The sequence below is a fragment of the Nostoc sp. genome, from assembly GCF_036919815.1.
GTDB lineage: Bacteria > Cyanobacteriota > Cyanobacteriia > Cyanobacteriales > Nostocaceae > Nostoc.
The window spans coordinates 1-22,445 of sequence record NZ_JBALCE010000013.1 but is presented as its reverse complement, the minus strand read 5'-3'; the positions used below and the strand labels follow the sequence as shown (position 1 = coordinate 22,445).

Genomic DNA, 22,445 nt, shown 5'->3' with positions numbered 1-22,445 from the left:
TTACAATCACGAGTGTACGGCTTGAAGAAATCAAAACGGCTGATATAGCACTGAAAAATTAAAGCCATTGTCTTGCAGTGAACTACCGCGATCGCTTGTTCCCATTAATGGTACACCGTAGTCTGCACGCAATACTAAACCGTTAAAAGGTTTCCAGTGTAAGCCCACGTTTGCTCATCAAAAAACGTAGAGCTTCAATGTCTTCGCGGTTTTTCACAACGTAAGCTCTCAACTCTGAAAAACTCATTTGCTGATAATTCGGGTTCATTAACAAACTCCCATTCGCCATTCGGATAAAGAATAATTTGCAGTTCTTCGGCAGATAGAATGTAAACTTCTCCGGTTTTGCCGTCAAATCGAAATAAGCGGGTAGCTAAACTGTTCACAGAAACTTTAAAGCAAGATCAGTATCTTTGCTGTATCAGTGTTTAAGAGCAATCAAGTATAAATGAAGTAACAACTTTTATGCTACTAAACAGTATTTTTTATGAAATTCTCGTCTAAAGTTTTGGCAGTTTTAACTTCTTCTTTAGGTTTATTTTCAATCAATTTTGCTGTTTCTCTGCCTGCTGAAGCGTCAGTTGTATGTGAAGCTGGGACAATTAGTAATTATGAAAATGGTTCGTTGGCAAGTTGCATTCTTGGCCAAGATATGAATGTACAGGTTTCCAGCCCCAGTTCCGGGTCATCTAATTTTGAGTGCCAAGCCGAAAAATCTATATCTTTTGATAATAAAGCACAGTTTAAAAGTTGCCAGCTTTCACAGGAAATCAAACTTATAAAAGGTAACTCAATTGAAACATGCCCAGCAGAATATAAAGTAAATGTTTCAGTTTCAACTAATGGTATTCAATCCATTATTTGTAGTCCTTAAGAGGATATTTTAAAATTGTGGGGTTATTGGGTACTCATTTAACCCCTATAAGGTGGGCATTGCCCACCCTACTACTACAACGGACGATAGACGCGATAGTTGATTTCGGGGAAGATATTATCCATTAACTCGACTTTTTCTAGCCAACCACTGTCAATTTTGCCAATTTTTACGTCTTCGTAGAGCTTATTGAACCGCATCAGGTGTGATCGCGTCCGTCTAACTGCATAGGGTACCATTGTTCCCGTCCGCATAATAAATGCCCAGTCAGAAGATTGTGCTAATAATAATTCTCGCGCCGCTTGGTTTAGTGCTTTCTTTGCCAACTCATCCTCTGGTTCCAGGTGCGAGATTTCAATCATCCGTTCTGCGGCTTTGTGTAAATGTGGATAAATCCACGCATTCGTTTCATTCAACCAATATTCGTGAAAACCCTTGAAACCCCAACTCGATTGCGAAGGACGACAGACTTGCTGATTTGGCTGATCTCGCAAATAGTCTGCTAAATGGGTCATTTGATATGTTCCTTGGTCATACCACGACTTGCGGAATAGGTAATCGAGGAACCAGGGTCCTTCATACCACCAATGTCCAAATAACTCTGCGTCATAAGGCGAAACGATAATTGGCGATCGCTGCATTATAGCATGGAGATTCTCCGATTGCCGCTCTCGGTTATACATAAAGTTAGCAGCGTGTTCTGCTGCTTTTTCCTTAGCCCAATACGGATCGTAGAGTGCCTTATCTGACAGCCCTAAACCACGTCCAGTAATTTTGTGATACTTAATCCCCGTATTTTTCCGTTGACCATTGGGCATGATGTAGGGCTTGATGTACTCATATTCTGCTTCCCAGCCCAAATCTTTGTAAAATTCTCGATATTCCGCCGCCCCAGGATAGCCTACCTCAGAAGACCATACCTGTTGGGAGGATTCCTGATCTCGACCAAAGACAGCAACACCAGTTTCTGTATAAATTGGGGCATAAGTGCCAAAGCGCGGACGCGGACGGGCGTAAAGGATGCCATGCCCATCGGTGAGGAAGTAGCGTAACCCAGCATCGGCTAGCATCCGCTCTAAACCTTCATAGTAGGCGCATTCCGGCAACCAAATGCCTCTGGGTGCTTGTCCAAAGGTTTGTTCGTAATGTTCGCAGGCTACCTGAATTTGCGCCCACACGGCTTCTGGATACATTTTCATCAACGGCAAATAGCCGTGAGTAGCGCCGCAAGTGATGATATCCAGGTTGTTACTGTTTTGGAACTTCTTAAAAGCTGTCACCAAGTCACCGTTGTAGCGTTCCCATAGCTGACGCGCTTCGCTAAACTCAGTAGCGTAATGTTCGGCTAAATAACGAAGATGTCCATTATTGACATTATGTTCTGCTTCTAGTTGTATAAGTTTTTCTAGTTGGGCTAAGTGTGCTTCATAGCGTTCTTGAAGCAGAGGGTCACGAAGCATTGACACTAGAGGGGGTGTCATACTCATCGTGATTTTAAAGTCGATACCGTCTCGCTTTAAGCCTTCAAATACTTTCAATAAGGGAATGTAGGTTTCTGTGATGGCTTCATAGAGCCATTCTTCCTCCAGCACGTAGTCACTTTCGGGGTGACGAACGAAGGGCAGATGTGCATGGAGTACAAGCGCGACGTAGCCGATAGCCATAGTGATTTGGGGGTGATACTTGTAAGTTGAAGGTCGAGAGGTTGGGCAGAAATCAACAATATTTTAAGACTTTATGGGGATCGTCAGGTAGATATATAGCAGTTTTCAATTGAGTTAAAAGCCTTGTGGCAATTTTTAGGACTGTTGTCATTTCTGTCTAGTTGCTGGTTGGCTTGTTGCACAGGACTTACGCAAACAATAGCTGAAAAGAATGATTTTTAGGTAGGGGCAATTCATGTAGCTTTAGCTGACCGCAGGGTATTGCCCCTACAGCGTGTATAGTTTTGCGTAAGTCCTATTGCAGTATAAAAATCGGGTTTCTAAGTTACAGTCCTTTTGTGACCTTTGCACCTTGGCAGTTTAATAATTAATTATTTTTGAGCCGCGCCGCGTTCGCCTAGCTTCAGTTAACCTGCGGAAAGCAAGCTACAGTCGGGGTTTAAATCCCTGTTTGAAACTCTCTTCTCTACGAGACGCTGCGCGAACGGCAAGGTGGCACAGTGAGCTTGTCGAACTGCTCAGTGACCACGCGAACAATGCGTGAATTTTTAATTTTTAATTATACCTTCTTTGATGAAGTTGAGTTTGAAGAGCGATGCCTACGGCGGGCTACGCCTACGCCAGAATTATCCAAAAAAACGCTGAACTCGAACGCCGAAACCTGGTAACAGTGGTGATCTGATTTCGTCATCAGCCAGCAAGGTTGCGATCAGTTTTAATTGGGCAGCTTCTCTGCGATAAACTTCTAGCTGCTGTAATTGCCAATTTGCAATCCAATATTCTTGAACTCCTGTGGATGAGTATAGTTTGAGCTTGGCTTCTCTGTCTCGACGTTCGTTAGTTGTCCCAGAAGAAAGCACTTCTGCAATCAGTTCTGGCGCTCCTCTCAAATGCCCTTCGTCATCTAGCAATAGTGCTAAACGCTCATGACTAATCCAAACTACATCCGGTATGACATTATCGGCATCTGTAAAAATTATGCCGGGAGTTTGACGGGTTTCCCCCAGCCCACTAGAGCGTGACCAAATTTGTAACTCTAAGCATATATTACCCGCAGTCCCTTGATGTCTCCAGTGAGGCGCTCTAGTCACAAATAGTTCTCCGTCAATAATTTCATAGCGCTTCCATTCGTCAGTTGTGAGTAATTCTAAGTCTGAGGTTGTCCAACGGACTTGATCAGATATTGTTTGGTTCATAGCACTATTTTCCATGCCTAGTTTAGAGATAAAATTCTATTTTCAGAATATTTGCTCAGGATCAATACCTGCGACTCGTAAGCGTTCTGCTAATTTTTCAGCCCGTTGGCGTTCGTGTTCTAGTTGTTTATTTGCTTGCTGTAACTGTTGATTTGCTTGTTGCAATTGTTGGTTTGCTTCTTCTTCTGGCAATATTACCAGATGCCCATCTGGAGTAAAAAAGCGTAATTTACCAGACTCAACTCCTAAATACAGATTTAGCTGCTGACTCCACAACCAACCTGACTCAGTGGGTACAAGTTCTTGGTATTGCCCATCAAGTATGTGAAATCCCTGTAATTCTAGGTTATTTGGGTCAAACCAGAAGTAATCAGGAGTCCGAAATGTATTCTGGTATATTTGCTTTTTCAAACCTTTATCAACTGAGGCAGTGGAATCAGATAACATCTCAATAATCACATTGGGATATTTACCATTTTCTTGCCAGACAACCCAGCTTTTGCGGTCTTTTTTTTCTGTATCTAAAACTACAAAGAAATCAGGGCCTCGAATTTCCTCTGATTTTTTCTGGTTAGGGCTGAAATAGATAGTCAGGTTGTCGGTAGCATAAAAATCCTGACGATCGCGCCACCACCACTTAATCACGCGGATCAGTAAATCAATTTGTTCGCGGTGTAAGTCAGATTCCAAGGGGGGTTCGTCACTATAGATGTCGCCTGGTGGGAAAATTATACTCTCAGTAACATCTTCTAAACTAGCGGCGGCAGCAACGGGCTGGGACATACAAGATAGTTTTATATTTGTATCCATGCTATCGTGACAAACCTTTGCATAGAAGTGTACTCCTTAATTAGAACCGCTTCTAAAAATCGTCTCTACATTCTGTAGCACCAGATGTCTATTCCTCATCCCGATATAACTCCTGCAAATCCTGTAACTGAGTCTTTCGGGAAATCCGGCGGTATTTTTTACTTTCTAGCTTGGGTTCGTATTGACTCTGCCCTTTGCCTTTGCTTTTGCTTTTTAACTTCATGGTGGATTCTGGATCAGCTTGTTGATGCAGCTGAGTTTCATGAGCGATCGCAGCGTCCAAAAATTCTAAATAATGTTCATATCGTTCCCAGTCTCCCCGTACCACACACTCCGGCTCGTCTCGATGCAGACAATCACTAAACCGACAGCTAGCAACTGCTAACCGCTCTCTTGCTTCTGGGAAATAACGGATTAATTCTTCTGGGTTACAATCCATGTCAGGCTGATTAAAGCCGGGAGTGTCTGCTAGCATTCCACCGCTAGGCAACTCAAATAATTCTATATGGCGAGTGGTATGACGACCACGAGCCAGTTTGCCAGAAACTTCTCCGACTCGCAGCTGAAGAGAGTCAATCAGCGTATTAATCAGGCTGGATTTACCCACGCCAGAAGGCCCAGCAATTACAGTAATTTTATTGCTCAAATATCTGGCTGCTTGCTCAGTATTTATACCATCTTTGACACTAATAAATATCGGTTGATAGCCCCAAGCAAGTAGGCGATCGCTAACTTTTTGCTGTTCTGGCAGTGAAATTAAATCACTTTTATTCAAGCATAAAAGCACATCTAAACCAGTAGATTCAGCCTTAATTAGAAACCGACTCAGCTGGTAAGGTTCCAAAGGTGGATCAGCTACGGCAAATACCAATAGAATTTGGTTTACATTGGCGATCGCTGGACGATCTAACTCACTTTGGCGGGTTAAAACCTTAGCGATCGCTCCGCGTCCTCCAGCCCAATCTGGCTCTTCTACCACAACGCGATCGCCTACCATCACCTGTTGCCCGATTTTTTTCAGGCGTGTTCTCCGGGTACAAAGCAGCAGAGGGGGATAAGGAAGATATTGCTTCCCCATCTCCCTCATCTCCCCATCTAGCTGTACTCGGTAAAAATTAGCCTGTACAGCAACCACCGTACCCAACAAGTGTCCAGTTGCGGCAAAATTTTTACCTGTCATTGGCTAGTAACTGGACGGCGCACTAACAGAGAAAAATAACTAGTGCAATCTGTAATTTGTTCCACCTGATAGCCTGCCATTGTCAGACTATCGGGAACCTGCTCAATCGGCTCACCAGGGTCTAGCCATACTTCTAGCAAACCTCCCAATGGCATTTTTTCTAGACGTAGTTTTGTCCGCACAAAATTAATTGGGCAAGGTGTGCCGCGTAAATCAAGTTGAGCATCAGGAGTTAAAACAACAGAGGGCTTCATTACTTAAATAGATTTCCCAAGAATCCTTGACCGCCTTTACCAGTGCGATCTCCCTTAATTTTAGCTAGCTTCTCCAACAGTTCCCTCTCCTCTGGGGTCACTTTGTTAGGAATATCAATTAATACGTTCAGCATATGATCCCCACGACTTACGGGATTGCCCAAGCGGGGTACGCCGCGATTTTCCAACTTCATCACCGTATTGGGCTGGGTTCCTGCTGGAATTATCAGTTCCACCAGACCATCTACCGTATCTACCTCTAACCGACAACCTAAAATCGCTTGCAGGTAGCTAACTTTGATTTCCGAGAGAATATTAATGCCATCCCGTTGGAATTCCTCGTCTTCATTCACGAACAAGTAAACGTACAAATCCCCAGCAGGTCCACTACGTTGACCTGCATCTCCTTCACTAGAAATCCGCAAGCGTGTGCCATTATCCACCCCAGCTGGAATGGTAATTTTGAGTTTCTTTGTGACTTGATTTGCGCCCTTACCATCACAGGCATCACACTTATCTTCAATTACCATTCCTGTCCCATTACAGGTGGGACAAGTCGAGACTTGGGTGAAACTGCCAAAGGGTGTTCTAGTGACACGGCGTACTTGACCCGAACCAGTACAAGTCGAACAAGTCCGAGGGCGAGTTCCAGGTTTAGCACCAGAACCGCTACAGACTTCACAATTTTCTAGATGGGAAATGCGAATTTCTTTTTCGCCGCCAAATACCGCTTCCCGAAAGTCTAACTTCAGGTCTAGCCGCAGGTCATCACCTCTGGCAGGCCCACTGCGCCGTCTTTGTTGCGTGGGACTACCCATACCGCCAGCAAAGCCACTAAAAATGCTTTCAAAGATATCGGCAAAACCGCCCATATCGCCGACATCTTGGAAGCCGGCGCCAGCAGCACCAGACACACCCTCTGGCCCAAAGCGATCGTAACGACCGCGGGTTTCTGCTTCCGAGAGTACCTCATAAGCGCGGTTAATTTCTTTAAAGCGATCCTCCGCCCCCGGCTCTTTGTTCACATCTGGGTGATACTTCCGGGCTAAACGGCGATAGGCTTGTTTGATTTCTTCTTTGTCGGCGTCACGAGAGACACCCAGAATTTCATAATAGTCGCGGGCCATATAGCAAAGGTAAAAGTTAGAAGGAAGAAAGCAGAAAGCAGTAGAACGTCACTCACGGTCACTTGCTACCCTACGGGAAGGCCGTTATTGCCTAAAGACTCGTAAAAGAGCAATGCAGTGTCCTTCAGAGGGCGGCTTGGAAAAGGTCAGGCAGAAGATAAAATTAATTTTTGTTAATAACTGATTTTACCCTTTTCCTTTCACAAAAATCATCGACAAATCTTGAGCAACAGTTGCTTTCCTCGTGGGAGACGACAAAAGCTATAGAAGTTTAGAGATGGTTGTAAGCCTCTGCTGAAACTTCTCACTCCCGGGTCGGCTGTCTCTTTTACAATTGTGCTACGTACCAGAAGAAAACCCCGCCCATCAACCAGAGGAGCTAGCCGCACCATTAGGTGTGGAAAACCACCCATATGCAATGGAAGTGTATCTGAATTAGCGCACTGCCTAGCCCAAAGTAATTTGCTTCTACAATCTAGCAAACTGCTAGGGTGTTGTGAAACTTCACTAAATTTATAATCAATTTTATTAAATGTGGAGTGGAGATGAGGGAGATGAGGAGAAAATAACGAATGCCCAATACTTCTCTACGAGACCCTTCTCTACGAGACGCTGCGCGAACGGCAAGCTCAGGGCATCGCGCTACGCGAACGCTCTGTACAAGTGCCCAATGCCCAATCCCCAATGCCCAATCCCTAATCTATCGCCTCATAATCAGCCTGCGCGGTATTTTCTTCCTCAAAATCAAAGTTGAATTGTGGTATTAATGTGCCATTCATTGGTGACTCCATTTCTGGTGTTAAGAGACTAGCTGAAGCCTGCTCACTGTCATCACTTTGGCCGTTAGCTCGATTGTAGACATCAGCACCAATTGCCAGCAGGGTTTGTTGGAAGTCGTCTAAGCGCTGTTTAAATTCCACTGTGGAAACACTGGAGTCAATCATGGCAGCTTGGAGTTGTGAAACTTTTTCACTGGCCAAGGTTTTCATCTGCTCGCCGATAAAGTTGCCATTATCCTTGATGGTGGATTGGTAACTGAACAACAGATTATCTGCTTGGTTTTTGAGTTCAACCAGTTCTTTACGTTTTCTATCTTCTTCGCCAAACAGTTCGGCCTCTTGGCGCATCCGTTCGACTTCATTGGTACTCAAGCCACCTGTATTGGTAATCCGAATACTCTGTTCTCTACCTGTACCTTTGTCTTGGGCAGAAACCTTCAGGATGCCGTTGACATCGATTTCAAAGGCGACTTCAATTTGGGGCACACCACGGGGCGATGGGGGAATTCCTGCTAGCAAAAATTTGCCGAGACTCTTGTTATCTCGTGCCATTGCCCGTTCACCTTGGAGGATGTGAATTTCGACTGAGGTTTGCCCATCAACTGCTGTGGAAAAAACTTGTGATCTACTTGTAGGAATTGTGGTGTTGCGTTCAATGATTTTGGTGAACACTTCACCCAAGGTTTCAATTCCCAAGGATAGAGGGGTGATATCCAATAGTAAGAGATTATCGACTTCGCCACCCAACACACCTGCTTGGATAGCCGCTCCCAATGCTACCGCTTCGTCAGGGTTGATAGAGCGATCAGGAGCTTTGCCATTGAAAAACTTAATTAGCGCGTTTTGAACTGCGGGAATACGGGTAGAACCACCTACCAAAATAATCCGATCTATCGCTGGTGGTGTGAGATCCGCATCTTTGATCGCTTGGATCATTGGTTCGATGGTCGCTTCAATTAATTTTCCTGCGAGTTCTTCAAATTTAGAGCGGCTGAGTTCCATCTCCAGATGCTTTGGCCCGATGTCATCAGCCGTGATAAAGGGCAAGTTGATGGAGGTATTCACTATGCTGGAGAGTTCAATTTTTGCCTTTTCTGCTGCTTCCCGCAGCCGTTGCAGTGCCATCTTATCTTGGGAAAGGTCAATTTTTTCCTCTTGCTGGAAGTGTTCCATCATCCAAAGCACGATCGCATTATCAAAGTCGTCTCCACCCAAATGGTTGTTACCACAAGTTGCCTTAACTTCAAAAACGCCATCCCCAAGTTGCAGGATCGAGACATCGAAGGTCCCGCCGCCCAAGTCAAATACTAAAATTAGCTGCTCTTGGTCTTGCTTTTCCAATCCGAAAGCTAAAGCCGCAGCTGTTGGTTCGTTAATGATTCGCAGGACTTCTAACCCTGCAATCGTGCCAGCATCTTTAGTTGCTTGTCTTTGGGCATCTGTAAAATATGCGGGTACGGTGATCACTGCCTGAGTCACCTCCTCACCCAAGAAGTTTTCTGCATCCTGCTTGAGCTTTTGCAAGATCATGGCAGATAGTTCTTGTGGCGTGTAATTTTTTGAGCGAATTTGCACATCAACGGTATCATCTCGACCTTTGACACAGTTGTAGGGAACGCGATCGCGTTCTGCTTCAGTGTCTTCCCAACGCCGCCCGATGAATCGTTTAATACTGTAAATTGTGTTTTCGGCATTGGTTACGGCTTGACGCTTTGCCAATTGACCAACCAAGCGGTCGCCACTCTTCCCAAATCCCAAAATACTAGGAGTAGTTCGTCCACCTTCAGAACTGGCGATCACAAGTGGTTGACCGCCTTCCAAAACTGCGACGCAACTGTTAGTAGTGCCTAAGTCGATCCCAATAACTTTTCCCATATTTACCAGTATTTTTACTGAGTTTTTTTACTGTAATCTGTCGCAGACTAACTTTTTTATTAGGAACCAAGGCTAGCGGATAACGTCTGTGCAACCCCTGTTGCTGGTAGCAAGAGAGAAGTTGAAACACAGAGAGTTATCCAAAGCCTTGTCCAAGTTTTAGGTACGCGATGCTCGTCCCTTGCTAGAACCCAGGCACTTTTGGTCAGCGAGGCGAACGACTACAGATTAACTGAAGGCTTGACTCGACTGATCTTCTGGTGCAGCAGGGGTATCTTCCTTGGGAGCAGCGACTTTGACCATTGCATGGCGTAGCACGCGATCGCCCAAGTAATATCCGCGCACTAACTCTTCTAACACTCTTCCTTCAGGATGTTCATCCGTAGGTTCCCGCATTACTGCTTCGTGCAGGTTAGGATCAAATTCTTCACCTTCAGGACGCATAGGTGCTACACCTAAGCGTTTCAGGCTATCTACTAATTGTTTGTAAACGCCTTGGTAACTTTTGTGCATGGTCATTTCGCCATCAGATTGCGGTTTGAGGTGTGATCGCGCCCGCTCAAAATTATCGACCACTGGCAGCAATTCCAAAATCGTGTTCCGCTTCATCAGCACTTCTAGTTCTTCTTTTTCTTTACTAGTGCGTTTGCGGTAATTCTCAAAATCAGCGGCAATCCGCATATATTGAGTACTACGCTCTTCTAATTGCGTTTTCAGGGACTCAATTTGTTGAGTCAGTTCTGCCAAAGCTGCTGTTTCCACTCCAGTTTTCTCACTTGCCGTGCCGCCATTTTCTGGATTGAAACTAGCCGTATCCCCCGATACATTTGTTTGGGCTGCCACTTGCTCTGTAACCTCGCTACCAGATTCATTGAAATTAATTTGGGCTGGGGAGTCACTCTTCATTGCTTGCTTTACCTCTGTTGGTTCACCCAATTGCTGGCTTGTATTGTTTATCTGTTTATTTTCATCCATTATTGTCTACTCATTCCAGATGCTTTTGATGGCAGTGTATCTCCACAGCTTGCAACCGTCGTCATCCACGACTTGCCACTGGGGCTGATTTTGTTGCCGACAAGTTTCTGGAAGTGATGTAACCGTCCTCTTATTGTGACAAATGGTGAAGACGTTAGCCCAGACCCCACTAAGGCGGGAACCCGAACGAATAGTATACCTCTAACTCTAAGAATCTAGGACTTACGCATCAAGTACGAAATGTAGGGGCAATACCCTGCGGTCAGCTAAAGCTACATGAATTGCCCCTACCGGAAATCAAGGCTTTCACTGCCTTTTTGCGTAAGTCCTAGAATGAAAGTTTGGGGCTAGGTTTTAAAGATTTGTTAAGCGAGTCTGTATTTGAGCAAGCCATGAGTGAACGCAAAAAAACTTCCGAGAATGCGATCGCTTACCCGCCCGCCGTAAGCGATCGCAAGTTTTCACACCCAGGAATTTGATTCATTTCTGGAACTTTATCGGGTTAAATTAACCCACCAGAAAGGAATTCTTCTATACTAGACCTCTTGCAAAAGTCCCTAACGTTCCCCGCAAGCGGGGCTACGGTGTACACACAAGTCGAATTTCTGCCCTCACTGTGGCACTGATCATCACAGGGATGGAAACGCAGCGATAAATATTAGAACAGAAGGCATCAGAATGATAAAGGCGGCAACCGTCTCTGACTTAGGACTTTTTTGGTAAATGAGAATTCTGTCTCACAGTACGGGAATACTCTAAACAGAGGTTTCCCCAAATCAATTGCTCATTTATGACTTACTCGTCAGCACAACGGCGCAGTACCGCTCTAACGACCAGAACAGAGTTTTCGCCCTTCGGCAATAAGCTAGTGCTATCTGGTTATGTCAATACCGACCAGATGAGGCAGGCACTAATTGAAAGCCGCAAATCTAACAGACCCCTAACGGAAGTTCTAGAGTCAATTACTGGTCAACAACTATCACCTGAGTTGCTCAGGCAATATAAAAAACAGCAGCTATTTGAACTTAAAATCCTATACGGTGTTGAATTCCTCGATCCAGAAGTCAACTCCTTTGACACCACGATGATGGCGAACCTGATTGAAACCCTGATCCCAGTGGATATCTGTCGTCGCCATCGTTTAGTACCACTGTCGAAACACCAAGACCAAACCCCGCCCTCAGTTTTAGTGGCGATGGTTGCTCCAGATAATCTTGAGGCTTCCGATGACCTGAACCGCATCTTGCGCCCCCAAAGCTTGGTATTGCAGCGGATGGTGATTACACAGGAAGACTACCAACAGCTAATCAACCAATACCTGGATGAAATGGCTGTTAAGCAAAAGCACCTGGAACAAGCAAAGTTTACAGATATTAATCAGGATTTAGAAAATCTCGGAAATCTCGATCTTGCGGATGCTCCTGAAGAAATGGAGGCTGATCTAGGGGCGGCGATGAAGGGTGCAGAGGATGCCCCAGTCATTAACCTAGTCAACAGAATCCTGGCTAAAGCCTTGCATGAGGGCGTTTCTGACATTCATATCGAACCGCAAGAAGAAAACTTACGCATTCGCTTTCGGAAGGATGGCATACTGGTCGAAGCTTTCGATCCCCTACCGAAAAAAATCATCCCGGCGGTGACAGCCCGATTTAAAATCATCTCCAATCTAGACATTGCGGAACGGCGTATACCCCAAGATGGACGTATCCGGCGGCTGTTTGAGGGACGTAAAGTAGATTTCCGGGTCAGCACCTTACCCAGTCGTTACGGGGAAAAGGTGGTGCTACGGATTTTGGATAACTCCTCTACCCAACTGGGATTGGATAAGTTAATTACCGATCCGGAGACTTTACAAATTGTCCAAGATATGGTAAGCCGTCCCTTTGGTCTAATTTTGGTGACTGGGCCAACTGGTTCTGGGAAAACAACCTCGCTGTATTCTGCATTATCAGAAAAGAATGATCCCGGTATTAATATCAGTACTGTGGAAGATCCAATTGAGTACAGCCTTCCAGGGATTACTCAAGTACAGGTGATTCGGGAAAAAGGGCTGGATTTTGCTACCGCATTGCGGGCTTTCTTGCGGCAAGATCCAGATGTGCTGCTGGTGGGTGAAACGCGGGATAAAGAAACGGCAAAAACAGCAATTGAGGCTGCTTTGACTGGTCACTTGGTATTAACTACCTTACATACCAATGATGCCCCAGGTGCGATCGCTCGTTTGGGAGAAATGGGTATTGAGCCTTTCATGGTTTCTAGTTCCCTAATTGGCGTTTTAGCTCAACGTTTGGTGCGGCGTGTCTGTTCTGAATGTCGTATTCCCTACACTCCAACCGTCCCAGAATTGGCTCGTTATGGTCTATCAGCTTCCTCAGATGTCGAAGTCACCTTCTATAAAGCTAACACCTTGACATTAGATGCGATCGCAGAAGCCAAAACTAAAAATCAGCTTTGCCCAAAATGTAATGGCGTCGGCTACAAAGGGCGTTGTGGTGTCTATGAAGTCATGCGAGTTACCGAAAACCTGCAAACTCTCATTAACGAAGATGCACCCACGGAACGTATCAAGGAAGTCGCAATAGAAGAGGGCATGAAAACCTTGCTGTCTTACAGTTTGGACTTAGTGCGCCAAGGTTCTACCACCCTAGAAGAAGTAGAACGAGTGACGTTTACTGATACTGGTTTGGAAGCCGAATTAAAAGCCAAACGCAAGACTGGTCTTACCTGCCTGACCTGCGATGCCACATTGAAACCAGAATGGCTGGATTGTCCCTACTGTATGACATCTCGGTTTCAAAGTCATTAGTTATTAATCATTGGTCACTTGTACTGAGCGTACCACTTCCCTACGGGACGCTACGCGAACGTGGAAGCAAGCTACGCGTAGCGTCTCGTAGAGAAGCCGTTGGCGCAGCCTCTCGTAGAGAAGTATTAGTCATTAGTCGATGCTTAGTAACGACAGAGGACAACTGACAAAGGACAAATAATAAACATTAAAAGGAAGCAGAACTATGGAAATGATGATTGAAGACCTTATGGAGCAATTGATTGAAATGGGTGGTTCCGATTTGCATTTATCCGCAGGTTTGCCTCCCTACTTCCGCATCAGTGGTAAACTCACCCCCATAGGTGAGCATGTAATGACAGCTGATCAGTGTCAAAGACTGATTTTTAGTATGCTCAACAATACCCAGCGTAAAACCTTGGAGCAGAACTGGGAGTTGGATTGTTCTTATGGTGTTAAGGGTTTGGCTCGTTTCCGAGTCAATGTCTATAAAGAACGTGGTTCTTATGCTGCTTGCTTACGGGCATTAAGTTCTAAGATTCCTAACTTTGAAAAATTAGGTTTGCCAGATGTGGTGAGGGAAATGACAGATAAGCCCAGAGGATTAATTCTGGTGACAGGCCCTACAGGTTCCGGCAAGACAACTACTCTAGCGGCAATGATTGACTTGATTAACCGCACCAAGGCAGAGCATATTTTAACGGTAGAAGACCCGATTGAATTTGTCTACGAACCAATTAAAAGCTTGGTTCACCAACGGCAACTAGGCGAAGATACCAAGAGCTTTGCTAATGCTTTGAAAGCAGCTTTGCGGGAAGATCCAGATATTGTTCTGGTAGGGGAAATGCGCGATTTGGAAACGATTTCTTTGGCAATTTCTGCCGCAGAAACAGGACATTTGGTATTTGGTACGCTACACACCAGTTCCGCCGCCCAGACAGTTGACCGGATTATTGACGTTTTCCCCCATGAAAGACAAACCCAAGTGCGGGTGCAGTTGTCTAACTCCTTAGTGGCAGTATTTAGCCAAACATTGGTGTCCAAGAAAAATCCTAAACCCGGTGAATATGGTCGGGTAATGGCTCAAGAAATTCTGATCGTCACTCCCGCTATTTCCAACTTGATTCGAGAAGGCAAAACATCTCAAATTTACTCAGCTATTCAAACTGGCGGCAAATTGGGGATGCAAACTCTGGAAAAGGTTTTAGCCGATATGTACAAAGCCGGAACGATCTCCTTTGAAGCGGCGATGTCTAAGACTTCTAAACCAGATGAAATCCAACGTCTCATCGGTACTGCAGCACCGCCCCAGGCAGCAGGTGCAAAACCCGGTGCAGCTGCTAAAGCGCATTAAATGAACTGGGGAGATGAGGGAGACAAGGAGAATAACCCATGCCCAATGCCCAATGCCCAATGCCCAATGCCCATTTTTAATTAATTTATGCCAAACTATGTCGCCCGTGTACGGGATTCTCAAGGAAAATCCCGAACAGAAACAATTGTTGCTGAATCCTTGGTACAAGCTCGTACTAATCTCAGAGATCAAGGTTTTGTAGTTCAAGAACTCAAACAATCTCAAGGATTTCAGCTAAATTTTGATTTAAAAAAATTCCAGACTTCCTTAGTTAAGGTTTCTGTGAAAGACAAAGCCGTTTTTTCGCGTCAATTTGCCGTTTTGATGAATGCGGGAGTTGCGATCGTTAGAAGTCTGGGGGTACTTTCTGAACAGTGTAGTAACCCTAAACTGAAACAAGCTCTTGTGGAGATTAGCATTGATGTTCAAAGTGGAATGAATCTTTCAGAGTCAATGCGGAAACATCCTGACTGCTTTGATGGATTATATGTGAGTATGATTCAAGCTGGCGAAGTTGGTGGTGTTCTAGACGAAGTATTGAATCGTTTAGCCAAGTTGTTAGAAGATGTTGCCCGCTTACAAAACCAAATTAAATCAGCATTGTCTTATCCAGTAGTCGTGGGTTTTATAGCAGTTGCTATCTTTCTCGGCATGACCATTTTTCTTATTCCCATTTTTGCCACGATTTTTGAACAAATTGGAATTACATTACCACCTCTAACGCAATTTTTGATGGATGCTAGTAAATTTTTGAGAAGTCCGAAGGCTGTCATCCTTCTCTTTATTATTGTCGGACTGAAAATTGCCTATGGACAATTCGGTAAAACTCCTGCTGGTCGCCTAACAATTGATCGTCTTTCCCTCAAGATGCCGTTGTTTGGCGACTTAATTCAAAAATCTTCGGTCGCCCGCTTTAGCAGAACTTTTGGTTCTTTGACTCGTTCAGGTGTGCCAATTTTAACTTGCTTAGAAATTGTCCGAGACACATCAGGAAACCAAGTGATTGCCAATGCCATAGATGCAGCCCGCCTTGAGATTCAACAAGGAGGTATGATTAGCATTGCTTTACAACAAAGTGAAAGCGTTTTTCCGGCTATGGCAATTCAGATGATTAGTATCGGAGAAGAAACTGGAGAATTAGATGCAATGTTGATGAAAGTTGCCGATTTCTATGAAGATGAAGTTGAGCAGGCAGTAAAAGCAATGACCAGTATTTTGGAACCAGTGATGATTGTAGTTTTAGGGGGAATGGTTGGAACCATTTTGCTAGCGATGTATCTACCTATGTTTAAAGTATTTGAAACGTTGGGATAGAGGATTAATAGTTAAGAGTTAGGAGTTAGGAGTTATGAGTTATGAGTTAAAACTTGTATTTCTAACTTCTAACTTATAAATTTGATTCTTAACTTATCACTTCTAATACCGTTTCTTTGTGAAGCTGCATATATTTACCCCCCGGCTATGCCGTCCCCCCAAGGCATCGGGGGGACTACAGGGGGGTGTGTTATGTGCATCTTCATACAGAATTGGTATAACTACTCACTATTTAATAAATTATGACTGTGCAAAAATCTCAGTACGAAGCGAGTTTGGGAGAGTACAGCAATCATCTAGCTGCGATCGCCTTACTAAAGCAATATCGGCCATACTTGGAAATGATTCCCAGTCTGCGCCGTCCAGATGAAAGTGTGATCACTATTCCCTTGCCAATTGTCCGTCTTCGCAACACTGCTACCACAGCCCCACAAACGATTTGCTTACCCTGTGATGTGGCAATTTTGATGTGCGATCCTGAGTGGAAAATCAAAACTGAACCAGAAATTTTAGTCTTTATTCATCGCGCTCATGAAGACTTTTCTGATTTGTTAGGACGTTGGCGACAAACCCAAGTTTGGCTAGACAATGATTATGAGTGGTTGATGCCTCTGCGCCACAGTCATATTTTGAGTGAGGGATCTAATATCATATATCCTCTGTTTGTCGTTTTTAGTGAGACTTTAGAACGCATTCAACGAGGACTAGTGGGAGCCGAACTTCCATTTATTATGCAAACACTAGATTCGCTGCTTGAGGAGAATTTCACAGATATTTTCTCTCCACAAATTCCACCAGCTTAGAAAAAGTGAGAAGTGAGGAGTTTCAAGTGAGGAGTTAAGAGTTTTAAATTGCAAATTTTGAATAAAGCTAGAGATTTTTAAGTCTCAAGTTTAGGTTTTTAACTCCTAACTCCTGTACAGACGCGATTAATCGCCTCTCTCCTAACTCCTAACTCCCCACTCCTAACTATTACCTGACAAATTGGGGCATAATTTCGGCAGCAGTGAATATTCCATAAATGCCGCGTTGGTGCAATTGTCTACCAGCTTTGAGATAGCCAAAGGCAGGACCGCAGACATTGGCTGCCATACTGGTTTCATCTCCCAGAGTAAATGTATGGGTGGAAATCTTCCCTTCAAAAGTGCGCCCTGTTACCTTAACGTTGGTGCTGAGGGGCTTTTTGGGATTGCGAGTGTCAACTACACCACCAACAGTAACGCGATCGCGATCGCAAATTCCCGCTACTTCTAACATCACATCATCAGCGTGTTCTATATTCGTCAAGGTAAGCACGCCATTAGTTTTATCTAGTAGTGCCTCTACTTGTGCGTCAGTCATCGCCCTGGCAATTTCCACTGTGTAACCAGGCATATGGCCAATGTCTTCCCGAACGGTGGCACGGTAGGCTTCCCAGTTAGCAATTCCCACCCCGAAGGTGATTTCGACTTGATGAATTTCGGCGTAGCTTTGGGCGGCTAAAGCGGCGGCGGCTGTTAACAATCCCGGTGTAGCACCACAGCCTGTCATATAGGTAATTCCGGCTGCTTCCAGTTCTTCTTTCATCGCCAGTAGTTGTTCTACAGCAGTGGTGCGCTTAATTGCATCCACTAGCACCCCACGCCAACCAGATTTGATAAACTGCTTGGCTACAGTGGGAATAAAGTCATTTGGCAAGTTGGGTAAAGCCAGAAAATACCCATCCACAGGTTGAGCTATTTCAATTAAATCTTGAATACTTTGATTTGTTAACGTACCAACTGGCTCTAAATGACCTACCGAATCTTGGGACTGGTAGGTGGCGATGCATTCTTGAGTATTTAAACCTTCACCAGCGTAAGCGTAGCCTTTATGATCTGCTGCTGCGACTAAAATCATTTCCCGTTTGCCAGCAAGTAGTTTGGCGGCTGCTTGTCCTAGTCCGCCAAAACCCAGCACTCCCACGCGGATAGCTGGCGAAATATTTAGAGAATTTTTGACCTTTTCAGAATTCATAGTCAATTAGTTAAGTTGAATCAAAAGCCTTTAGCATTCGGCATCTCAGCTTCCGGCTTGGGACTGGTAGCTGATGGCTGATAGCTCAAAGCTATAGAGGTTAATTATGATTCATTATCTTTGGTTTTTTGGCTGACTGATGTTTTTTTTATGTAAGCTACTTGGACAGGATCAAAAATTAATTTTCATCAACAAGCTGCAAAACGCTCTTGTATAAAGGTTCAGCCACCCAGAATCCTGCTTGGTTAATCAAAGCATCAAACAAAGGTTTCACAGCAGAAATCAGCCTTTGACTTTTAGCTTCAACCAAGATCCCTAAAATCCCTATGTAATCAAGATTTAGCCTAGCCGCAACCATGCGACCACGACGTTCATCAATCAAAACTTGATCTGCTTTCATTTCCAGTGCTAGAGCGTAGACACGGAGTGGCTTGTCGTCAGACATCGCTTCAGCTTCACCAATATCCAGTTCATTGCTGAGTGCTTCAAACCAGTATACGATTTTGAAGTGGACGAGTTAGAATCCAGATAAAAGTTTGTACTTCAGTTGCACCTGCAACTGGAAAGTTGGGATCAGTCAGTTCTCGGTAGACAGCTTCAGGAATTAGGACTGTTTCGTAAAGCTGTTGTAATAAATGAAGGTGGTTAATAGCGGCGAGGTTATTGATGGGCGAAGTATCACTGACAATGATCACAGTCTACCCATCGCCCGTAAGTTCTTTATATCTTGTTCAAAATCCTCGACCCCGTAATGCACTGAAATTTGACGACTTGCAAGTAGATGCTGAAATGCTATACGATTCATGCCTGCAAACCGGCTGGCTTGAGCAAGGGTTAACTTTTCTTTTTGAAAGAGCATCACCGCTATTTCCTGCTTCATTTCGCCTTCAGTCATCCGAGTTGCGGTTAATATTTCATTAGGAATGACGACGCTCATAATTACAATCCTCTCTATCACTACTATTCTAAGCAGCTTGGCGATCGCCAAATGATAATTAGGTAAATTTGCACTCAGTATTTAAACCATCAATAGGGTAAATGTAGCCTTTATGATCTGCTACTGCGGCTAAAATCATTTCGCATTTGCCACCGATACTTCCATAGGGAGAGGAATGTTTGCTGACAGCGCAAATACTCGTTGAGTTTTGGGTTGTGGCTACCAGATACGTGATATTACTAATACCTATATGGTAATATTGCTAGTATCGTTGTAAACAAAGTTAATATAGCCTGGATAAAAAATAATGCAAATAACTTCTGTTTTATCATCAAACATTGCTTCTATCGGTTACGATGCAAAACAACAAATTTTGGAGGTTGAGTTCCTGAAAGGTTCTGTTTATCAGTACTCTGGTGTATCGGAGTCCTTGTACACTGGATTGATGAGTGCGGATTCTCACGGTAACTATCTTGACATTTACATCAAGAAAGGCAATTTTGCTTACCGACATATTCAGTAATTACGCAAACAATAGCCGAAACCCTGATTTTCAGGTAGAGACAATTCATGAATTGCCCCAACAGCCTGTAGTTTTGCGTAAGTCCTTATATTTTCTGAAAGTATGCTGTTCAGAGATATAACACTTCACTACACTGAACCCGATAACTATGACTGATAACGTGCAGAACAACATTCTCAATGAGTATGATAACAGCCTGACAACACTCCAGAAGCTTGAAAAAAAGGTAAAAGAACTTTTACAGGATCTTTTAGAGCCAAATAAAGCAAATATTCATACTATCAGTTCAAGAATAAAATCAAAGGATAGCCTTAGCAAGAAAATAGAGCGTAAAAACAAGTACTCTTATTTAAGAGATATAACTGATATTGTTGGGTTTCGAGTCATCACCCTTTTTTCTGATACTGTTGATGAAGTTGCAAAAATTCTTGAATCTCAATTTAAGATAGATGAGCAAAATTCTATTGATAAAAGAAAAGCTCTAGATCCCAATAGATTTGGCTATATGTCACTTCATTATGTAGCTTCCTTGTCTGATATCCGAGGTCAGTTACCTGAAAATTATTTAATTTCAGATTTTCGTTTTGAAATACAAATTCGTTCAATTCTTCAGCATACTTGGGCTGAGATAGAGCATGATCTTGGATACAAAAGCAAAAATTCACCTCCCCAACCAATTCAGCGAAGATTTTATCGTCTTGCAGGAGTTCTTGAAGTCGCTGATGAAGAATTTAAAAATATTCGTAATGACATTGAGGAGTACAAAAGTCAGGTAGAAGATAGTATAAATAAAAATAATTTGAACAAGGTAAGAATTGATATAGAGTCAATTAAGGAGTTTATACAAAGAGAACCTTTAGTTAAACAAATAAGTCAAGCTATATCTAACAAAACAAAATTACGTCTCTTGGAAAACCAAAATGTTGAATCGGATACAATCGAGTACCTGTTTCATTCAGGTTATTCTACTATTGGAGAAATTAAAAGAGATTTAGAAAAATATAGAGACAAAATTATAAAATTTACAGTGTTATGGATTAATGAAAGCGGTAGAAATAACTTTGGCTTTATTACTTGTGAAGTAGCATTAATACGTCTTTCTTATATCAAATTAGCTTTGATAGGGAATGCGCCTGATATAATCGAACGCCTCAAGTTGTTTCCTCTTTATATAGGTACTGAAGAACAATTTAAACAACTTGCTGCTCGGATATTGAAAACATATGAAGAAATCAATCTGTCAAATTTATGATTTGAGGTAATGAAATTGCATACTATACAATCTTGTGTTTTCATGGGATTATTGAGAATATGGAAGGCTCCCCTTCATTCAATCTAATTCCAAATGCAGAAAATGCAGTCGTTGATATTCGTAAACTGCGTGACTATTGCCTCAATCCAGAGCATGATGAAGGAAAACATAAAGCCCGTCTTTTTTCATCAATTCTAGGTATGACAACTGACAATGCTGAGGAATTGCGCCAGATTATTCTTAAAGTTGTCAAAACTCATGAAATTCGCTTGCGACGACGCGATGAATTTGGACAACGCTACACTCTAGATTTCACGTTGGAATGGCAAGATAGAAGTGCGACCATTCGCAGTGCTTGGATTATCGAAGAAGGTTCTGATATCCCAAGATTAACCACCTGCTATCCTCTGTAAATATTTGGAAGTGATAGAAGATGACTAAAATTACAATTAAGTTGCTTGATGTAGTAGCACTGACATCTGATCTACCTGAGTATAATCTTTACCGTGGTCAAGTTGGCACAGTAGTAGAATTATTAGCTGATGGTGCTGCCTTTGAGGTTGAATTTAGCGATCGCAATGGGCGCACCTATGAATCTGTTGGTTTACGCCCAGAGCAAATTATGGTGTTACATTTTGAGCCACCATCCCCTGATTCAGTCCCGGAAATGGTAACAGCCTAAGCGATAGTCCCCAGTGCGATGCCAAGATAGATAGAGAGTAGAGAGCAAAATAATGCTAAAAACATTCAGAGCTTGGTTGAAAGGAAGTCATTTAGAGTGGATTGATGATGTACCTACATTGGGAGAGCAACAAATCCCAGTTCATGTTACATTGCTGGAAAATGAATCAGTCATAGATAAACAAGCACGGGGACGAAGAATGGCTGAAATATTAGAAAAACTTGCTGTGAGTCAAGCTTTGACTGATCTTAATCCAGTCATTTGGCAGCAAGAAACCCGTCAAGACCGTTCACTTCCGGGACGATAAAACGTGCTGCTCGATAGCAATATTATTATATATTCTGCTCAACGAGAAAACGCCCAATTGAGAGAGTTAATTGCTGAATATGTACCTGCGGTATCAACACTCAGTTATTTGGAAGTGTTAGGCTATCATCTGTTTAAAGAGGAAGAACGCCAGTATTTTGAGGAGTTTTTTCAAGTTGCTCAGGTTCTACCAATCTCTCAAGATGTGTTAAATCAAGCGGTAATTTTGCGACAACAGAAATGAATGACTTTAGGTGATGCAATTATTGTCGGTACTGCTTTGGTGTATCGACTAACTTTGATAACAAGAAATATAGATGATTTCCGTTGGATTACACAACTGAAATTGTGGAATCCGTTTGAGTCTGATAAACCCAGTTAAGAGAAAAGTGTGTAGGCGCAGCCCGTCGTAGAGATCGCCTATGGTAATTTTGAGAGCGATCGCCTGTAAAGAGCGATGTCTAAGTTCTGGAGTTTAGACTAAAAGCGATAAGAGAGAACGCAAATCAAAAGGAATTAGAGGTTAAAAATATTATCTTGTCAGCCTTAAAGCATCCTGACCT

General features: G+C 43.4%; 27 protein-coding genes and 2 pseudogenes. 14 read left to right on the top strand and 15 right to left on the bottom strand.

The genetic code is table 11. The features are described 5' to 3' along the window. Positions 1 to 30 precede the first annotated feature (30 nt). The 3 genes from V7K15_RS04395 to V7K15_RS04390 are packed head-to-tail and all read right to left on the bottom strand — an operon-like array spanning position 31 to position 386. Positions 31 to 168 (bottom strand): hypothetical protein, encoded by a 138-nt coding sequence (locus tag V7K15_RS04395; protein ID WP_334903355.1) that lies wholly within the window; start codon positions 166 to 168, stop codon positions 31 to 33. Next, positions 143 to 232: a hypothetical protein gene (locus V7K15_RS29900; RefSeq protein WP_442949645.1), complete on the bottom strand. Its 90-nt coding sequence runs from the start codon at positions 230 to 232 to the stop codon at positions 143 to 145. Before V7K15_RS29900 ends, V7K15_RS04395 begins: the two co-directional genes overlap by 26 nt. Further along, on the bottom strand, positions 195 to 386 hold the full coding sequence (locus V7K15_RS04390) for a DUF6888 family protein (RefSeq protein ID WP_334903354.1): 192 nt from the start codon (positions 384 to 386) through the stop codon (positions 195 to 197). The genes V7K15_RS29900 and V7K15_RS04390 overlap by 38 nt, the downstream gene beginning before the upstream one ends. 101 nt (positions 387 to 487) lie before the next feature. Between V7K15_RS04390 and V7K15_RS04385 the strand changes: the two genes are divergently transcribed. Beyond that, on the top strand, positions 488 to 874 hold the full coding sequence (locus V7K15_RS04385; RefSeq protein ID WP_334903352.1) for a hypothetical protein: 387 nt from the start codon (positions 488 to 490) through the stop codon (positions 872 to 874). Positions 875 to 948: 74 nt separating this feature from the next. Here the strand turns inward: V7K15_RS04385 and V7K15_RS04380 are convergent, their stop codons facing one another. The 8 genes from V7K15_RS04380 to grpE all read right to left on the bottom strand — a co-directional run bounded on the left by V7K15_RS04380 (position 949) and on the right by grpE (position 10,737). Next, a complete protein-coding gene (locus V7K15_RS04380; protein ID WP_334903350.1) occupies positions 949 to 2,538 on the bottom strand; it encodes a glycoside hydrolase family 57 protein in 1,590 nt (529 codons plus the stop codon). A 626-nt stretch (positions 2,539 to 3,164) separates the two neighbouring features. Further along, complete coding sequence (locus tag V7K15_RS04375; RefSeq protein WP_334903348.1) at positions 3,165 to 3,734, bottom strand: Uma2 family endonuclease; 570 nt, start codon at positions 3,732 to 3,734, stop codon at positions 3,165 to 3,167. A gap of 42 nt (positions 3,735 to 3,776) precedes the next feature. Further along, entirely contained in the window at positions 3,777 to 4,517 is a 741-nt protein-coding gene (locus V7K15_RS04370) for a Uma2 family endonuclease (protein WP_334903346.1), read from the bottom strand. Between the two features lie 115 nt (positions 4,518 to 4,632). Further along, positions 4,633 to 5,724 (bottom strand): small ribosomal subunit biogenesis GTPase RsgA, encoded by a 1,092-nt coding sequence (gene rsgA / locus V7K15_RS04365; RefSeq protein ID WP_334903344.1) that lies wholly within the window; start codon positions 5,722 to 5,724, stop codon positions 4,633 to 4,635. Beyond that, on the bottom strand, positions 5,721 to 5,978 hold the full coding sequence (locus tag V7K15_RS04360) for a sulfurtransferase TusA family protein (protein WP_334903342.1): 258 nt from the start codon (positions 5,976 to 5,978) through the stop codon (positions 5,721 to 5,723). The genes rsgA and V7K15_RS04360 overlap by 4 nt, the downstream gene beginning before the upstream one ends. Continuing rightward, positions 5,978 to 7,105, bottom strand: a complete 1,128-nt coding sequence (gene dnaJ, locus V7K15_RS04355) for a molecular chaperone DnaJ (protein ID WP_334903340.1) — start codon at positions 7,103 to 7,105, stop codon at positions 5,978 to 5,980. Before dnaJ ends, V7K15_RS04360 begins: the two co-directional genes overlap by 1 nt. A gap of 695 nt (positions 7,106 to 7,800) precedes the next feature. Continuing rightward, entirely contained in the window at positions 7,801 to 9,759 is a 1,959-nt protein-coding gene (gene dnaK / locus V7K15_RS04350; protein WP_334903338.1) for a molecular chaperone DnaK, read from the bottom strand. 228 nt (positions 9,760 to 9,987) lie between these two features. After that, entirely contained in the window at positions 9,988 to 10,737 is a 750-nt protein-coding gene (gene grpE / locus V7K15_RS04345; protein ID WP_334903400.1) for a nucleotide exchange factor GrpE, read from the bottom strand. Positions 10,738 to 11,075: 338 nt separating this feature from the next. On the opposite strand from grpE, the gene V7K15_RS04340 reads away from it, so the two are divergent. The 6 genes and pseudogenes from V7K15_RS04340 (at position 11,076) to V7K15_RS04315 (ending at position 16,990) form a co-directional block, all read left to right on the top strand. Next, the gene (locus V7K15_RS04340; protein ID WP_334903336.1) at positions 11,076 to 11,213 is read left to right on the top strand and encodes a hypothetical protein; all 138 of its coding nucleotides are present in this window, start codon (positions 11,076 to 11,078) and stop codon (positions 11,211 to 11,213) included. Positions 11,214 to 11,328: 115 nt separating this feature from the next. After that, positions 11,329 to 11,445, top strand: a pseudogene (locus tag V7K15_RS04335) (zinc ribbon domain-containing protein); the annotation flags it as partial. Between the two features lie 79 nt (positions 11,446 to 11,524). Further along, positions 11,525 to 13,540: a GspE/PulE family protein gene (locus tag V7K15_RS04330; protein ID WP_334903334.1), complete on the top strand. Its 2,016-nt coding sequence runs from the start codon at positions 11,525 to 11,527 to the stop codon at positions 13,538 to 13,540. A 202-nt stretch (positions 13,541 to 13,742) separates the two neighbouring features. After that, positions 13,743 to 14,873: pseudogene (locus V7K15_RS04325) on the top strand (type IV pilus twitching motility protein PilT); the annotation flags it as partial. A gap of 87 nt (positions 14,874 to 14,960) precedes the next feature. Continuing rightward, a complete protein-coding gene (locus tag V7K15_RS04320) occupies positions 14,961 to 16,187 on the top strand; it encodes a type II secretion system F family protein (RefSeq protein WP_334903331.1) in 1,227 nt (408 codons plus the stop codon). Between the two features lie 242 nt (positions 16,188 to 16,429). Then, positions 16,430 to 16,990 (top strand): hypothetical protein, encoded by a 561-nt coding sequence (locus tag V7K15_RS04315; protein WP_334903329.1) that lies wholly within the window; start codon positions 16,430 to 16,432, stop codon positions 16,988 to 16,990. Between the two features lie 169 nt (positions 16,991 to 17,159). On the opposite strand, the gene bioU is transcribed toward V7K15_RS04315, so the two are convergent. The 4 genes from bioU to V7K15_RS04295 all read right to left on the bottom strand — a co-directional run bounded on the left by bioU (position 17,160) and on the right by V7K15_RS04295 (position 19,119). Beyond that, positions 17,160 to 18,182 carry a (S)-8-amino-7-oxononanoate synthase BioU gene (gene bioU, locus V7K15_RS04310; protein ID WP_334903327.1) on the bottom strand — a complete coding sequence of 341 codons (1,023 nt, stop codon included), beginning with the start codon at positions 18,180 to 18,182 and terminating at the stop codon, positions 17,160 to 17,162. 178 nt (positions 18,183 to 18,360) lie between these two features. Next, positions 18,361 to 18,627, bottom strand: a complete 267-nt coding sequence (locus V7K15_RS04305; protein ID WP_334903325.1) for a DUF3368 domain-containing protein — start codon at positions 18,625 to 18,627, stop codon at positions 18,361 to 18,363. Between the two features lie 40 nt (positions 18,628 to 18,667). Beyond that, positions 18,668 to 18,877, bottom strand: coding sequence for a hypothetical protein (locus V7K15_RS04300; protein ID WP_334903324.1), 210 nt, complete (start codon positions 18,875 to 18,877; stop codon positions 18,668 to 18,670). Then, positions 18,874 to 19,119, bottom strand: coding sequence for a UPF0175 family protein (locus V7K15_RS04295; RefSeq protein WP_196521128.1), 246 nt, complete (start codon positions 19,117 to 19,119; stop codon positions 18,874 to 18,876). Before V7K15_RS04295 ends, V7K15_RS04300 begins: the two co-directional genes overlap by 4 nt. 307 nt (positions 19,120 to 19,426) lie before the next feature. Here V7K15_RS04295 and V7K15_RS29895 point away from each other — a divergent pair, with 307 nt between their 5' ends. The 7 genes from V7K15_RS29895 (at position 19,427) to V7K15_RS04265 (ending at position 22,264) form a co-directional block, all read left to right on the top strand. Continuing rightward, the gene (locus V7K15_RS29895) at positions 19,427 to 19,642 is read left to right on the top strand and encodes a KTSC domain-containing protein (protein WP_442949644.1); all 216 of its coding nucleotides are present in this window, start codon (positions 19,427 to 19,429) and stop codon (positions 19,640 to 19,642) included. A 148-nt stretch (positions 19,643 to 19,790) separates the two neighbouring features. After that, complete coding sequence (locus tag V7K15_RS04290) at positions 19,791 to 20,894, top strand: GTP pyrophosphokinase (RefSeq protein ID WP_334903322.1); 1,104 nt, start codon at positions 19,791 to 19,793, stop codon at positions 20,892 to 20,894. A gap of 59 nt (positions 20,895 to 20,953) precedes the next feature. Further along, entirely contained in the window at positions 20,954 to 21,307 is a 354-nt protein-coding gene (locus V7K15_RS04285; protein ID WP_334903320.1) for a DUF6883 domain-containing protein, read from the top strand. Positions 21,308 to 21,327: 20 nt separating this feature from the next. Further along, entirely contained in the window at positions 21,328 to 21,576 is a 249-nt protein-coding gene (locus V7K15_RS04280; protein ID WP_334903318.1) for a DUF4926 domain-containing protein, read from the top strand. Between the two features lie 52 nt (positions 21,577 to 21,628). Continuing rightward, complete coding sequence (locus V7K15_RS04275) at positions 21,629 to 21,883, top strand: hypothetical protein (RefSeq protein WP_334903316.1); 255 nt, start codon at positions 21,629 to 21,631, stop codon at positions 21,881 to 21,883. Positions 21,884 to 21,886: 3 nt separating this feature from the next. Continuing rightward, the gene (locus tag V7K15_RS04270; protein ID WP_334903314.1) at positions 21,887 to 22,126 is read left to right on the top strand and encodes a type II toxin-antitoxin system VapC family toxin; all 240 of its coding nucleotides are present in this window, start codon (positions 21,887 to 21,889) and stop codon (positions 22,124 to 22,126) included. Next, a complete protein-coding gene (locus V7K15_RS04265; RefSeq protein ID WP_334903312.1) occupies positions 22,127 to 22,264 on the top strand; it encodes a hypothetical protein in 138 nt (45 codons plus the stop codon). The last annotated feature ends 181 nt before the right edge of the window (positions 22,265 to 22,445 follow it).